This is a genomic window from Clostridia bacterium (assembly GCA_026414765.1).
Classification (GTDB): Bacteria; Bacillota; Clostridia; order Acetivibrionales; family DSM-27016; genus SKW86.
Window position 1 is genome coordinate 22417 of the sequence record JAOAIJ010000047.1, and the last position, 15580, is coordinate 37996.

At 38.2% G+C, this 15580-nt stretch carries 10 protein-coding genes; 4 read left to right on the forward strand and 6 right to left on the reverse strand.

What is annotated here, in order from left to right; translation table 11 throughout:
* Nucleotides 1–77 precede the first annotated feature (77 nt).
* Nucleotides 78–464, forward strand: coding sequence for a hypothetical protein (locus N3I35_18385; protein MCX8132052.1), 387 nt, complete (start codon nt 78–80; stop codon nt 462–464).
* A gap of 17 nt (nt 465–481) precedes the next feature.
* Here N3I35_18385 and N3I35_18390 read toward each other — a convergent pair whose 3' ends face one another.
* From N3I35_18390 to pyk, 4 genes are all read right to left on the reverse strand, one after another.
* Nucleotides 482–871, reverse strand: coding sequence for a response regulator (locus tag N3I35_18390; GenBank protein MCX8132053.1), 390 nt, complete (start codon nt 869–871; stop codon nt 482–484).
* Nucleotides 872–934: 63 nt separating this feature from the next.
* Nucleotides 935–1300, reverse strand: coding sequence for an Hpt domain-containing protein (locus tag N3I35_18395; GenBank protein MCX8132054.1), 366 nt, complete (start codon nt 1298–1300; stop codon nt 935–937).
* A gap of 23 nt (nt 1301–1323) precedes the next feature.
* Nucleotides 1324–4359 (reverse strand): ATP-binding protein, encoded by a 3036-nt coding sequence (locus N3I35_18400; protein MCX8132055.1) that lies wholly within the window; start codon nt 4357–4359, stop codon nt 1324–1326.
* Between the two features lie 260 nt (nt 4360–4619).
* Nucleotides 4620–6371 carry a pyruvate kinase gene (gene pyk / locus N3I35_18405; protein ID MCX8132056.1) on the reverse strand — a complete coding sequence of 584 codons (1752 nt, stop codon included), beginning with the start codon at nt 6369–6371 and terminating at the stop codon, nt 4620–4622.
* A 527-nt stretch (nt 6372–6898) separates the two neighbouring features.
* Between pyk and N3I35_18410 the strand changes: the two genes are divergently transcribed.
* Nucleotides 6899–8440 carry a methyl-accepting chemotaxis protein gene (locus N3I35_18410; GenBank protein ID MCX8132057.1) on the forward strand — a complete coding sequence of 514 codons (1542 nt, stop codon included), beginning with the start codon at nt 6899–6901 and terminating at the stop codon, nt 8438–8440.
* A 54-nt stretch (nt 8441–8494) separates the two neighbouring features.
* Here the strand turns inward: N3I35_18410 and N3I35_18415 are convergent, their stop codons facing one another.
* Complete coding sequence (locus tag N3I35_18415) at nt 8495–9799, reverse strand: class 1 isoprenoid biosynthesis enzyme (GenBank protein MCX8132058.1); 1305 nt, start codon at nt 9797–9799, stop codon at nt 8495–8497.
* 187 nt (nt 9800–9986) lie between these two features.
* Entirely contained in the window at nt 9987–11804 is a 1818-nt protein-coding gene (locus N3I35_18420) for an Ig-like domain-containing protein (protein MCX8132059.1), read from the reverse strand.
* Nucleotides 11805–12411: 607 nt separating this feature from the next.
* Between N3I35_18420 and N3I35_18425 the strand changes: the two genes are divergently transcribed.
* Together N3I35_18425 and N3I35_18430 are read left to right on the forward strand one after the other, a co-directional pair.
* A complete protein-coding gene (locus N3I35_18425) occupies nt 12412–13896 on the forward strand; it encodes an extracellular solute-binding protein (protein ID MCX8132060.1) in 1485 nt (494 codons plus the stop codon).
* The gene (locus N3I35_18430; GenBank protein ID MCX8132061.1) at nt 13874–15580 is read left to right on the forward strand and encodes a helix-turn-helix transcriptional regulator; all 1707 of its coding nucleotides are present in this window, start codon (nt 13874–13876) and stop codon (nt 15578–15580) included. Before N3I35_18425 ends, N3I35_18430 begins: the two co-directional genes overlap by 23 nt.

Sequence of the window (15580 nt, forward strand, 5' to 3'; positions counted from 1 at the left end):
AATTATTGTAACTTTATCACTCTGTTTAACATAAAATAAATATAGATTTAGAGATTATTTCATTCAGGTGATTACATATGGCCAGATACAGGTCTTATAACAGTATCGCAAACAGCTTTTATGCTGCTGACAGGATTAGAAATATAGTAAAATCACCCTTACGTGACACTGAAGAATCTTCAATCATGGAAAGCAGTTATTCTGCTATAATTGAAATTTTAAAAGTATTAAGCGAATTCTCTCCGGAACGGCATAAAGGAATGCTCGACACGGTTGTTGAAAAAAGCAGGCTGTACAATGATACTTATAGAAACCTAAAGAAACATATAAACTCCAGCAGAAGCAAAGGCATAGATATCGGCGGTATCATAAAAACACTGGCAATAATAAAGCCTACGCTTGATAACAGACACAGGGCCACAGCCGACAAAATACTAAAAATCTATGAAATACTGACAAACTGATCCATGTAAAAGTATTGCTACATAACTTCAGCACCTCTAGCCAAAACAGCCTTTACTCTTTCAATAAGTTCATCTTTCCGAATTGGCTTTCTCAAATAACCTGCTACAGCCAATTCCTTTGCTTTTAGTACATTATTTTTATCAGCATGCTCTGTTAATACCAATATAGGAATATCCCTGTATTTTTCATTCTCTTTCAGCTTCTCTATCAGGTCAAAGCCGTTTTCATGTTTCAGCGTAAGATCCATGATTATTAAATCCACACACTTTCCATACTCTTCCATCATATTGAACATACCCATTTCATTGGCTGTTTCTACAAGAGTGACCCCTATCTGTTCAAGAATCAACTTAACCTCATACCTGACTGTATTAGAATCCTCAACTATCATAACTCGCTTACCCATAATTGTATCACCTGCCCCTTATTAAAGAAAAATCAGCGAAGAAGTAACAAAATTTCCTGCTAATTACAGAGCACAGCCTCTTTGACAAAAATAGTCCTTAATTTCCTCTTTAGCGCTGTTTATTAGCTGTTCCAGAGAATCTACGTATTTGGCAGAGTTTTTAGTCTCTCTGCTCTTAAGCAGTACATCAAACCTTTCTGCTTCTTCAAAAACATCTGTTATTCCCAGGTTTGCAGATACTCCTTTTACATTGTGCACGACACGCTCAAGCATATCCCAATCACTACATTCCAGAAACTGCCTCATATCATTTATTTCACCCTGCATTTCATTAAAATAACTTGCAAATAGTCCAGAAATATCCTCAATACTTACACCAAGTCCCTCAGCCAAACCCTCTATATCATATCTGAATACCAAATTTTTCATTGCTTTTCCCTCCATTTTGCTCGCTAATCAAGCCACTTGTTTAGTATTTCTTTAAGCTTGTCTATTCTTACAGGTTTACTTATATAGTCATCCATACCCATACTCAGGCACATCTCCTTATCACCCTCAATAGCGTTGGCAGTCATTGCAATTATAGGTATCCTTCTCCCCAGAGTCGATTCTGCTCTACGTATCATCTTTGTAGCTTCAAACCCATCCATTTCAGGCATCTGACAATCCATAAGCAGCAGGGAATATCCAGTTCTCAATACAGCTTCAAGAGCTTCTCTTCCGTTATTTACTACACGCACCTTATACCCAAGCTTCTCTAGCTGCATGGTAGCAAGTTTTTGGTTGGTTTTGTTGTCTTCAGCCAGCAATATACAATTATCATTTTGGCCCGTTCCAGAAGCGGAACTGGTTTCCTCGCCAGCCTCACCTGTTTCACTAACAGTTTTTTGCACTATTTTATTATTAACTAAATTTATTATGCAATCCAGCAATTGAGATTGCTTTACAGGTTTTTTCAGAAATGCGGAAAACCCTCTTTCTAAAGATTTTTCCCCCAAGACACCTTCCCTGTCTGCTGATACCAGGACTACTTTTGCACTGGAAATCCCCGGTACGGAACCATAATTTCTGATGAACTCTTCTGCTTCTGATTCCGAATATGTAGTCTGGCTCAGGAAAACTATCTGAAAATCTTCTCCTTTAAATTTTTCATCGCCGGAAGTGCCAAAAAGCTGCTCTTGTCTTGCGATACCACGAGTCTCCAGATTCCAGGATCTTAAATACTGCTCTATAGTTTCCCTCCCTGTCGGGCTATCCCCTATAACAAGCACCCTTAAACCATCAGGGATACCCGGTAATACATTTTCTGACGAAAACTCAAATTTTACCGTAAACCAAAATGTAGAGCCTTTTCCCGGAGTGCTGTCAACACCTATCTGTCCGCCCATAAGCTCTATCAGATGCTTTGATATTGAAAGTCCCAGTCCTGTACCCCCATATCTCCTTGTAGTAGACCCGTCAGCCTGAACAAAAGGCTTGAAAAGCTTTTCCTGTACTGCCATGGGAATTCCTACCCCTGTATCTATTACTTCAAAGAGAACTTTAATGTATTTGCCGTTTCTTTCCTTTATCGTTGCAAAAACCCCAACTTCACCGCTTTGAGTAAATTTTATAGCATTCCCGGTAAGATTAAGCAATATCTGCCTGAGTCTATCGGCATCACCCTGAATGACAGGTATTTCCGGTGAAACAAAGGTAGAAAGTGAAATGTTTTTTTCATTTGCTTTTACCGACATCAGCTCAGCCATACTCTCAACAACATTAAGCACTTTGAATTCGAAGTTGTTGATTACCAGTTTGCCTGCCTCCAGTTTGGAAAAATCCAAAATATCATTGATAATATTCAGCAGCAAGTTTCCTGAGTCGCGAACTATGGAGGCCAATTCCTTCTGCCGCTCGTCCAAGCCCGTATCAAGCAGCAGCTCAGTCATGCCTATAACCGCATTCATGGGAGTTCTTATTTCATGGCTCATGTTCGCAAGGAACTCGCTTTTAGACTGGTTAGCTGATTCAGCTGCTTCTTTCGCTTTCTTCAACTCCTCCTCAATCTGCTTGCGGTTGGTAATATCATGAAACACTGTGATAAAGTACCCTCCAGCAGGACTGTATGCTGAAACAAGATACCACTTCCCTGTGTCATTAGCTTGATATGTAAAACTTAACTTGTCACCTTTTAAAGCTATCTCTCCATAATTATCGATATACTCAGCCAGTGAAGCTTCCAGACCCGATCTTATATCAGAAATCCGCTTTCCAATAATATCTTTACTCTTCAATCCGATAATGCTCTCAAACGCTTCATTTACTTCCAGAAATACGTAGTGGTCCGGATGTCCGTCAGCATCCATTTCAACACTGTAATATGCAAAGCCATCCAACATGCTTTCAAATAAATGGCGATATTTATACTCGCTCTTCCTGAGGTCTGCCTGTGATTTTTCCAGAGCCTCAAGCATCCTGTTGACTTCCTCCGTCAGACTGGCAAGCTCGTCCTTTCCTGTTACATCCAGTCTTGCTGAAGCATCCCCTATTCCTCCTATATGGGAAACATTTTTACTCAAAACCTGCATTCTAGACAAAAAAACTTTTTCCAATAAAAATATTATTACCACACCAATGAACAACCCGCTCAAAAGCAATGCAATATTGAAAAACCTTATAGTTTCCTTTCCGTAATTGAATATTTCTCTATCTGTTCCTACACCCAGTACCAATATAGGTTTATCGTTAATATCCCTTAATATGGAATATCCATACACATGATTTGAATCTGCAGCTTTAATATACCGATGCTTCTCATCCTGAGGGTCACTTTCCAGATGGTTTTTAGCAGCGATAAAGTCCTCAGGCATCCGGCTATCGTTCAACCGGTACAGTTTTACAGACAGTTTTGTTATCTCCTCTATTTCCTTTATCTTTTCTGTATCGAGAAACTGTCCGGCAATAACAAGTCCCCTGACAGGCCCTTCTCCAGCGCTGGTAAGTATGGGCTGAGCAGTTATTGCTAAAGGTCTTCCCTCTAAAATCACAATTCCATTTATACCTTCTATTGAGGCTTTATTCAGAATTTCTCTATTCTCCAGAATATCTTCGTCAAGACCTTCGGGAAGAGGCATCTTTGTACCCTTATGCAAATCATATCCCTTTGAAAAAACCGTTTCACCTCTTGCATCCAAAAATGCAATAAAATTCAGCTTGAGCTCGCTAAACGTAGTATCTACCATATTGGATTTTATATATTCCTGGTTGTGATTCTCTATAAACGCATATGTATCGTCCCATTTTGCATAATCGCTCATTTTTGTTGAAAGCAGGTTTATCTCATTAAACAGGACTCCTTCCGCCTGTCCTACGCTCTTTTCAATATGCTGATTTTCCAGTATCAAGAAACCGTTCCTGACTATCAACTGAGAAGCCAGAACCAGAACAGCAATAAGGATAATAAGTGTCAATCCGATGATAATTATTGTTTTATTCCGAAGTTTCATTTTTTCCTCCGATACTTAATAACCAACTACAATTAGCACATCAAGCCTGGCAAAATGAAAAACAATATTAAAATTGAAGATAAGAATTCAGGAAGAATAAACTAAACAAAATAAAAGAAAAAATTCATTTTTAGATAAAGTAATATATGAAGAATTATAACAGTTCACGCTGTTTTATTCAATACGGAAATAATTCAATGGATATAGTAAAAATAAAGCCATCAGAGCTAATACCCGATGGCTTTCATTACTAAGACCTATCAAACCTTGGTTGCACCGTAATAAACTATACCTCTGCTTGAATCTATAGTCACTACCGATCCGCTTTTAAGAATATGTGTAGCATTATCAGCACCGACCACAACAGGTATCTCTAATGTAAGCCCTACTATTGCTGCATGGGAACCTATCCCGCCTTCTTCGGTAATAATTGCAGAAGCCCTCTTCATTACCGGCAGCATAGCATTATTTGTAAAAGGTACGACAAGTATGTTTCCATCTGTAAAGGTATTATCTGCTTCTTCTGCTGTTCTGGCAACACACAGCTCGCCTGTCACAGCTCCACCCCCGATTCCTGTCCCCTGTACCAGCACCTTACCTACTATGTGGACTTTTAATATGTTGGTTGTCCCACTGACACCTATTGGCACTCCCGCAGTAATAATAACAAGATCCCCATTGCTTACCAGGCCGGACTCCAACGCCTTTTCAACACCGGTGTCAAACATTTCATCCGTAGTTGATACTTCCCTGACAAGATAAGGAATTATACCCCATGACAGAGAGAGCTGACGCTGTACTTTAGGACTGACCGTTGTTGCTATTACCGGGCATGCAGGCCTGAATCTTGATATCATCCTTGCCGTATGCCCTGACTGCGTAACCGTGATTATAGCAGACGCTTTCAAATCAAGTGCTGTTGTACATGTTGCATGACTGATGGCATTTGTAACACTTGACTGCATTTCAGGCTGTTTGTTTGAAAAACGCTTCCAATAATCAATAGATTTTTCTGCTTTTTCTGCAATCTTTGACATTGTTTCAAGGCTTTCTACAGGATATTTGCCGGAAGCTGTCTCTCCTGAAAGCATTATCGCGCTTGTCCCGTCATATATTGCATTAGCTACATCACTTGCCTCTGCTCTGGTAGGCCTGGGGTTCCTAATCATAGAATCCAGCATTTGAGTAGCCGTAATTACAGGCTTTCCGTTTTTATAGCATTTTTCAATCAAAGCTTTCTGTACTACAGGTACCTCTTCTACAGGTATTTCTACCCCCAGGTCTCCTCTTGCTACCATTATGCCGTCAGAAACTTTGATTATATCGTCAAAATTTTGAATCCCTTCACGATTCTCTATCTTGGCAATAACTTTTATCTCCTGTCCGCCATGCTTTTCCAGTACTTTTCTTATCTCTATGACATCAGATGCTTTTCTGACAAAGGATGCGGCAATAAAATCAAAGTCATTTTCTATACCGAACTTTATATCTTCAATATCCTGTTGAGTCAATGAAGGCAGATGGATCTCCGCTCCGGGTACATTTATACCCTTATTGTTGCCTATAACTCCTCCGTTCAAAACCTTGCAGAATATATCCTTCTTCTTGATCTCTTCTACTTCCAGTTCTACTAACCCATCATTTATCAGTATACGGCTTCCTCTTTTTACATCCCTATACAATTCCTTATATGTAACAGTCGCTTTTGTATTGTCGCCAATGATATCTTCATTTACCAGAACAAATCTGTCGCCCTCCTTCAGGGTAACCTCTCCGGTTTCAAACCTTCCCGTCCTTATCTCAGGGCCTTTCGTATCAAGCAGGAGCGGAATAGGACGTCCAAAGCTTTCCCTGATCATTTTAAAGCTATCAACTCTTTTTTTATGCTGCTCATGTGTACCATGCGAAAAATTTATACGCGCAACATCCATTCCCTTTTCTATGAGCTTTTTCAGTATTTCCTCATTATCAACAGCAGGGCCTAAAGTACAAATAATTTTAGTTTTCCTCATTTAATAACCTCCAAAAATATATGTTAGATTTAAAAATATGCTAAATTTCATAATAAAAGCGCAAGCTATATGTACTTCAGACTTGTATACCGTTATGCAGTATATCGTATCTGAAGTTGGCACGATCCGGTGGAAAACATACCCCCAAAATCCACATAAGCCTTACGCCTCTTTGCTTCCAGCCTGCTAGGTTAAAACATTTTCAATACATTATACCATCCTTATTATTATACTGCAAGAATAAAGCATATCAACTTTTTTCAAGTCTGCACAGCCTCACTATTAAAAACAGCATATTCACACCAGGATCAAAATTATTATGTTAATCAATTTATTCATATACTTCTCCCCTGAAGATACTACCAATTCCCCTAAATTAATTTTTTTCAATAAACTCATATTTTAAAATAACAATATTTATGGTAATATATATGTGTGTCAAATAATGTCATAATATGTTAATTGCGAGCATATCACGATAGCATTGAATTACTTATATCAATTTTAAATAACAGGAGGCAAAATACATGGAACAAAAATCTTTTCTGTGTAAAAATGAGCAGGAAGCCAATGTAATAACCACAAATATATTACTATGGGCTACATTAGCTTTCCCCGCTCTGATAATTTTAGGAATAGTCGGTGTATTCAACTTTGACATGCAGAGATTATACATATTCAGCACAATAGGTGCAATAGGTGCAGTACTCCCCTTTGTTTTAAGGAAGCTATCGGTAAACGATACGATACTGAAATACAGTTCCATAGTTATAAGTACATTAATAATCGGAATACTGAATACAAATCATCAGATAGGAATCAATATGCTTTATATATTCCCTATTACCCTAAGTTGTCTTTATTTTGACAGAAAATTGACATGGACAGCTTTTATAGTGGGATATGCCAATCTGATATTAACACTGTACTTAAGGTTTTCTTTCAGCGGGGAATACGCTACTGCCGGAGAACTTAATGCTGCTTACATTTCCAACCTCAGTGCATACACTATTGAATATATCTCGCTGTCTCTAATATTTACAATGCTGACAAGGAGGACAAGAAATCTTCTGGAGGGTATGATGGATTCTGAGGAGCAGGCTTCCATTCTGAGTAAGTTAAAGGATGTCATGCTTAAGTCCTCAAATGCTTCAAATGTTCTGGCAGATTCGGTAAGCCAGCTTTCATCCACTATGGAGGATACTGCTAAAGCCAATGATCTGATTGCCAATAACGCAAGTCAGGCAGCAGATGGATGCGAAAAAAATCTGAAATACATAGAAAATACTACCGTGAAAGTAGAGAGCATCTCTACTATATTACAGGAAATCTCTTTACAGTCACAGGAAATGTATGAGATATCTGAAAGTACTGATGCTGCCGCTGAAGAAAGTGAAAAGGTTATTACACAAGCTATAGAAAATATGAAGGATATAGAAACTTCCACTTATCAGAGCAAAGTATTGATAAACAGGCTTGGAGACCGCTCCGTACAGGTTGGCAAGATAATTGAAATGATTACCTCAATTGCCGGCCAGACAAATCTCCTTGCACTAAATGCCGCTATTGAATCCGCAAGGGCCGGTGAGCAGGGAAAAGGCTTCGCAGTGGTTGCCGAAGAGATCAGGAAACTTGCAGAACAGTCAGCAGGAGCTGCAAAAGAGATATCAAATCTGATAAAACATATACAGGCTGATACAAATGATGCCGTAAATGCGATGGATCAAGGCTCTGAAACAATAAAAACAGGTATTGATATGGTGCGTTCAGCCGGAAAATCCTTTGAAAAACTCAGAGAATTACAGGAGAAAACAAACACTAAAGTACATGAAATATCAAGCTCAAGTATTAAAACATCCGAATACGGCCAGCAGATGGTTGAAATAGTAGAGAATATCAAAGCACTCACCATGAAGTCACAGGAAGAAGTAGAATCCATAGCATCCTCTACACAACACCAATCAGCAGCAATGGAAGAGATAGCTGCATCCTTTGAAGTAATAGATGAAATAGCCCGCGACTTACTAAACTTAAGCAAAAGTATAGAAAATGACAACCTAAAATTATAAATTTTTTTAAAACAGAAGGGGCAGCATATTTTTGCTGCTCCTTCTGTTTCAGTTCTATAAGTTATCAATTATAGTATGGACAGTATCATCTAATGATGACCCCCTCCTGCCTTTTTCAAAGAAAACATATTCCTTCCTCAGTTTGTCGTACAGCTTTCTTAAATATTTATAGCTGTAAATGGAATACTTGCTGATTTCATTTATATATTCAGCAGTAAACAGCTTTCTATTTTTCGCTATCGCCTGATGTATTAAGAAATTACAATTGTATTTTATCAGACTCTTCATGTTTAAGGAAACAGAAGACTCTAAACATCCGCTTGAGTCCATCACTTTTGATATAAAGTTCATCAGTCTGTTTGTTATAGCGTCCAAAGGCCATTTTCCTGCTATTTGCGAAAAAATGGTCATATGTCCGTTTTCAGCGTCTGTATTTACATCCTGCAAATCATCTGCAAGCTGCAAAATAATTCCGAAACCAAACGCAAAATCTGCTTCTTCTACTGTCAAACGACCCCCGACTAAAAAAGCATCAGTCAATACCGACATTCCACCTTTTTGAAAACTAATTCCCAGTATATCCCTTTCATACGGCGACGATCTTCTGCATTGCTGCTGCAGACTGTTTTGCTGGGCATCATGTATTCCCAGAAGGCTTTCATATATGTGAGGGTATTTTTCCCTAGGATATTCTTCTTCGATCATCTGAACCAAAGTAAAAATATCCTTCTCATATTTGCTTGACGGTGCTACTGTATCTCCTGCGAGACACCTTCTGAAACGACTGCTGATTTCAGCCTTTTCCACATATTCTATATCAGTTGAATCCAAATAATTGTCAGTATACGGGTAAAGCATACTATAAGCGAAAATCGGATTTGAGTACCCTATGTCCAGACCTGTAAATGCCTGTAAACTATTCATTATCCACACATTTCTTATTGCTTGAAATATATCTTCAAGCTTCATTTCAGGGGCAAAATTCCTTGCTTGCTTCACAAATGAACTGGTAGACTTGATGAAACCTTCACCGAAAACTATATCCAGATATTCCTCACTGAATCCAAGGGTTTCTCTTGCAAATTTCCGGGTACTTTTTTTGAATCCCTCTCTCCAGGAAACCTGTTCCAAACCTGGCGCAGGCAAAGCCTTAAGTTTTTGTGCCATATTCCTTATAAAAATATCTGTCTGTTTTTCTTTTACACTTTTCAGAGCTTTTGCTTTTTCTTCTCCGGCAACCGGCATATCTGTAGACGTTTCCCACCAAAGCTTTATATACTTGTTTCTAAATTCTCCGGCAAAATCCTGTACCGGAAATATACCACCTGCAATAGAATCCTCTTGGATAAATGCTCTCATTACACCAGTCATCCCCCGCAAATAAAATATCAATTTCCCTATTTATATAATACGATAAATACAAAACAATGTCTTGATGCTGAATAAATTAACTGACAAAATTCATCGAATTATTTCGGAAGCACCGGAATGCAAAAAGACTGGAGCCTTTGTGCACCCCAGTCTTTAATATTTTCTGAAATTTATGTTATTTTACAACAATTGTAATATTTTGGGAACGGCTGCCGTAAGTAACTGTGACAGTCGCATTTCCTTTACCTGCTGCTGTAAGCTTACCTGTTGATGAAACAGATACCACCTTTGTATTGCTGGATTTGTAAACCGCCTTGCTTGACACATCCAAACGCTTTATATCATCTTTGCCCACACCCAGCTTTTCAGCTGGAACAGTAAACAGATGTGTGAGGGAATTTATCTTCAGCTGTACTTCCTGCTTTGCCTTCATTGTCAATGATGTAACTGCCTTAGTACCCGATAATACTTCAAGCCCGTCTCTCATAGAGTATAATTCTTTTACCTGGGTCGGTGTCAACGCATAGTTGTAAATTCTGAACTCATCCATGATACCTTTGAAGTAAATGCTGTCGGTCGTTCCACCTATCCATAACGGACCGCTGGAATTAGATATATCGCCGTCAAACTCTTCAGTTTTTATGAGTTTTCCGTCTATGTATATCTTTATTGTGTTTGCATCGCCGTCTGCAGTATCATCATCTTCTGCCTTTCCGTTATAAGTAGCCGTATAATAATACCATCTTCCGTCAACATATTTTTCATTATCAATTGTGTAGTCTGTATAGTTTACATCCTTATCTATATCAGCCAGTTCCAGTCTGTGCCCACCATTGTTTGCCCAGTCAGTCAGCTTGTAGGAAGTCTCCTTTTTATTGTGGCTTTCCCCATATTTAGCAAAGATAGGCTGGTTATTCTTGCTCTTTTCCTTATAAACCCACATTCCGAAAGTGAATCCTCTATCCAGGTCTAATGAATCACTGTCCTTGACTTCAATATAGCTCGCACCATTGAATCTTACTGCTTTTCCTGCAATACCATCTACATACTTGAAGTTGTTTGCTTTTACTGCAAAGCCGTCATTGCCACACCCAGACAAGTCTTTAAGGTTGTTTTCAAACTTGTAGTATGCTACAAGCTTGTTTGGCCTGATAACCAGATTTTTGCCGGATCCATCGGCTACAGCATCATCATAAAGATCCTCAACTTCAGTATAGCTCAGAGCCTTGTTGTAAATTCTCATGTCATCCATAACACCCTTAAAGTAATTATCTACTGTCATAAAGTGTCCAAACCCGATATACAACGGCTGTGAGGATTTTATAAGAGATGTGCTCTTCAGTTCACTCTTCACCATTTCCTTGTTGTGGTATATAGCCATTGTTTCTCCGTCATATGTTGCAGTTACCAGTGTCCATTTATTGATATCAACCTGTTTTTCAGCATGAATATCCTCTGCACCGTCTGAATCACAGAAGGTTATCCCGGGTGTCATTGTCCACCATTCGTATACACCATACGGATAATCATAACCTTCTTCATTATACTTAATGATGTATGGTACTCCGCCTTCCATTGTTTCCTTTTTCCTCATATCATCCTTGTAAACCCAGAAAGAGAAGGTAAATGCATCTCTTATGTCAAGTGAATTACTGTCTTTTACCTTAATATAGCTCTTACCGTCAAGCTTTACTCCCTTACCTAATACAGCATCGACAAAAGTAACGCCGTTTTTTCCTCCTACGGCTACTCCATCATTTGCAAACTGGGAAGAATCCTTCAAATCCCCATCAAACTTCCAGTGTGCCACCAATCCCTTGTATCCGCCAAGAGAATCGACCACGTCTGCGCTTTCCTCCTGTGCTGCTGTATCCTGTGACGCTTCTTCCGTCTGATCTTCATCTTCGGCAAACACTACTGTTGCAGAAAACATGCATGTGAGTACAAGTACCAATGTTACTAAGACTGCAATAAGCTTTTTTGTTTCTTTCATTGGATAAAAACCTCCTGTAAATAATTTGTATTATTGTAATATAGAATTAATGAAATTCATAAGAAGTCAACATAGATCAAAAATTCCTGTTTAATCCATTACTGACCTGTTCACAGCCGTTTAGATTCCCGTTATTGCACCATAGGTCTTAAGAAAATTAAGAATTGATATAATAATATTATTCCAAATAATACAGCATGTCAATATTTACTAGTGCTTTATTCTCCAAAATAGCCTATGATTCAGCAGAAATAAGTTTTATACATATTGCTTTATATTATCTGTTTATACCTCGTTTGCAAATTACACTCAGGAGTGATTTTTGTGTAAATTAGGGGTGATTTTTAGAAGATTCGGGATGATTTTATCAAAAAATAGTATATATATATTGGCATGTTATGGTAATAATGGTATTATATTAAGTTAACTTATTATGCTGGTTGGTTGAGATTACTTGTGTAGTGACTTAGAGGTTAACAATAAAAATACTCATAACATCAGTTATTTATTGTAAAACTCTGGTTAATTTGCTATACTTGTACTGCTATATTATGTATATTAATAAATGGTAAACTACGACAATTATTCTTTAAGAGGACGTGAATTTATGAATAATTATGTTATAAAAAAGCATACATGGCTATTTCTTTTAGCTTTTTTGTTCATACCTTCAATTATGCCCTCCTGTGCTTTCCCATTCTCTAAGTCTGACAAGACCGGACATGTCTCACTTAACATGTGGCATCACTATCTTGGAGAGCAAAAGATTGTATTTGACAAGTATATTGAAGAATTCAACAAAACTGTCGGTCTGGAAAAAAATATCGCAATAAAAGCTTACAGTATGGATAATTCCGGGGATATACACAACAAAATCATACAATCTGCAAACGGTGAGCCGGGTGCTCCTGACATGCCCGATATGGCAACAGTTTATCCCGGTACGGCTTATACCCTGTATGGTATGGGTAAGGTTGTATCTGTAGAAAAATATATGGATACAAGTAAAACCGCAAAATATGTGGACAGCTTCCTGGAAGAGGGCAGATTGACCAGCGACAGCGGTATTATCATTTTCCCGATCGCTAAATCTACCGAACTTTTATATGTTAATAACACTGTATATATGAAATTCCTACAGGAGCATAATGAAAAAAATCCCCCTAACCGTCTGGATGAAAGTATGCTCAATACATTTGAGGGTATACTGAAAACAGCAGAGGCATATTATGACTGGACAGATGCCAAAACTCCTGATACTGCCAATGATGGCACTGCCCTATTCGGATTTGACGCAGCAAGCAATTTTGCAGTTGTCGGATGCCGGCAGCTGAGCAATGACTTTTTCAGCACTAACGGGAGATCCGGTACAATAAACCTTGGAAGTCCCGCATTTAGCAAGCTATGGGATTATTACCATATCCCAATGGCAAGAGGATATTTCGGTGCATACAGCTATTACCGTTCAGAAGATGTGCAGACAGGCGATCTCGTAATGTTTGCAGGTTCGACTGCAGGTGCAAAGTTTTTCCCTAAAACTATAACTTACAAAGATAATACAAAACTGGATATAGATCTAAAAGTATTGCCATACCCGGTTTTTGAGAATGGTAGAAAAACTTCAGTCCAACAGGGTGCCGGGGTAGCAATAATGAAATCGACACAGGAAAAAGAGAAAGCTTCTGCCATATTTTTAGAGTGGTTTACAGATCCGCGCCGCAATACTGAATTTGTATTGAAAACAGGCTATCTTCCGGTTACAAAGGAAGCAATAGACAGTATTTTACCGGAAGAGTTAGAAAAACTAAAAAATTATCCTGAGTATACAAATGTCTTAAAAGTAATAAAGCAGGCACTTGAAATGATGAAAACTTATGAGTTGTACACATATAAGCCTTTTGAAAACAGTGACGAAATGAGGTTTGCTTTTGAAGATAAGTTCCTTTCTGCAGCAAAAGCCAGCCGTTCAGACTTCCTAAAAGATTATGAAGCAACAAAAAATCTCGATACCGCTTTCAAAAATATAGCAAGAAAAGATAAATATGAACGTTTTATCGGTGAGGTACGAAATGAAATACTTAAAACCGATTGAACAAAAATTACATTTGGATAAAATGTCACTGAAAAACAGATTGTGGGTTTTACAGATACTGCTGGTTTTTTTATTACTCTCCGGCATTTATTTTGTTTTAAGTACAACAGGCATCATTGCTTCCTTCAATGACAATTCTTATATGCTGGTAAAAAAGCAGCTTGATATTTCCGCAAAGGAATTATCTCAGAGATACTCCTCTATCTCTGCAAATACAATTGAACTTGCCGGGAAACTTAATAAAAGTATTGAAAAAAGCCTCTCAGAACACGGACTCTCCATATCAGATTTGAAATCACACCCCTATCTTCTTGAAACTCTGCTGGGAAACGAAGTTGAGAAGGCAGTATTCACCATGCAGAAAACATGTGTCAGTGGTGTATTTGTATTTTTTGATGCAACCGTAAACCCTACCCTAAGCCATGCCCTGGATAGCAAAGCGGGTTTTTATATAGTTGATATGGATCCGGATGTCATGCCCTACAGTTCTGATGCGTTATTCCTTCATTACGGACCACCGGCTGTCGCCCGCGAAAATGACTTTTATTTGCACACAGAGTGGGAGCTTGAGTATGATGCAGGAATACAACGAGAGAAAAACTCAACCAGCTTTTATAATATACCTTTTGCAGCAGCATTCAGGAGTAAAGGAACAAGGTTGCAGGATTTGGGGTATTGGAGTCCCTTCTTCAAAACTACTGAAAACAGTGAACCGGCAATGACATTTTCAGTGCCATTGATTGATAAAAACGGCGTACCCTACGGTGTTTGCGGACTTCAAATCTCAAAAACATTTTTTGAAAAGCTTTTATCCCAACCGCTTCTTCCTTCATTCAAGCATAAAGTATTACTTTTTTCACTGTCGGATTCAGACAGGATAAATATGAAAAACGCAGTTCTTATTGAAGAAAATCCAGGATGGCTGCAGGGAAGCAAGCATGATTATTTACTGTCTTCTTATACTAAAAATAACAAAAACGGGTTTAAGCGTTATTATTTTGATTCATCAAACCAAAAAAACATACTAGGGCTGGATACAAAAGTCAGTCTGTATCCTTCAAAATCAGTATTCAAGGACGAATACTGGGTGTTAGCAGTCCTATTGCCGCAGGAAGATGTAAAAGGGAACAGTCAGTTGTTTTTGTTGTTTGCAGCATTTTTAATCCTGTTTATATTGGGAATCTTAATATCATACTTTACCAGCAGATATTATGTCAAACCGATAGTAAATACACTCAATAAAATTAAGGAATACGGTCTGCCGTCAAAGAAAACAAATATCCCGGAAATCGATGACTTCATAGAATTTTTAAAGAAATATCCATATGAATCCGGTCATAATATAAAGACTTCCGTGAAGATGAATTGTGACAACAACCCTATTATAGCCCCAGAAACTTCCTTCGAACTGGATAATACTCAGTTTGAAGAATTCACACAGCGCCTAAGCACTCTATCGAAGGCTGAGCGTGAGGTCTTTGACCTGTATATCAAAGGGCACACTGCAAAAGAAATAAGCCAGATATTATTCATCAGTATTAACACAGTAAAGACCCACAACAAAAGAATTTATGCTAAAATGAATGTCAGCTCACGTATTGAACTGCTCACATACTGCTATAAACTTATGGGTGAAAATCCGCAGCAAGATAATCAAAGATATTCAATAACTGATAAAGGGTGA

Coding starts and splice junctions, on each gene's coding strand:
- N3I35_18385 (MCX8132052.1), top strand. CDS start 78: ATGGCCAGATACAGGTCTTATAACAGTATCGCAAACAGCTTTTATGCT.
- N3I35_18390 (MCX8132053.1), bottom strand. CDS start 871: ATGGGTAAGCGAGTTATGATAGTTGAGGATTCTAATACAGTCAGGTAT.
- N3I35_18395 (MCX8132054.1), bottom strand. CDS start 1,300: ATGAAAAATTTGGTATTCAGATATGATATAGAGGGTTTGGCTGAGGGA.
- N3I35_18400 (MCX8132055.1), bottom strand. CDS start 4,359: ATGAAACTTCGGAATAAAACAATAATTATCATCGGATTGACACTTATT.
- pyk (MCX8132056.1), bottom strand. CDS start 6,371: ATGAGGAAAACTAAAATTATTTGTACTTTAGGCCCTGCTGTTGATAAT.
- N3I35_18410 (MCX8132057.1), top strand. CDS start 6,899: ATGGAACAAAAATCTTTTCTGTGTAAAAATGAGCAGGAAGCCAATGTA.
- N3I35_18415 (MCX8132058.1), bottom strand. CDS start 9,799: ATGAGAGCATTTATCCAAGAGGATTCTATTGCAGGTGGTATATTTCCG.
- N3I35_18420 (MCX8132059.1), bottom strand. CDS start 11,804: ATGAAAGAAACAAAAAAGCTTATTGCAGTCTTAGTAACATTGGTACTT.
- N3I35_18425 (MCX8132060.1), top strand. CDS start 12,412: ATGAATAATTATGTTATAAAAAAGCATACATGGCTATTTCTTTTAGCT.
- N3I35_18430 (MCX8132061.1), top strand. CDS start 13,874: ATGAAATACTTAAAACCGATTGAACAAAAATTACATTTGGATAAAATG.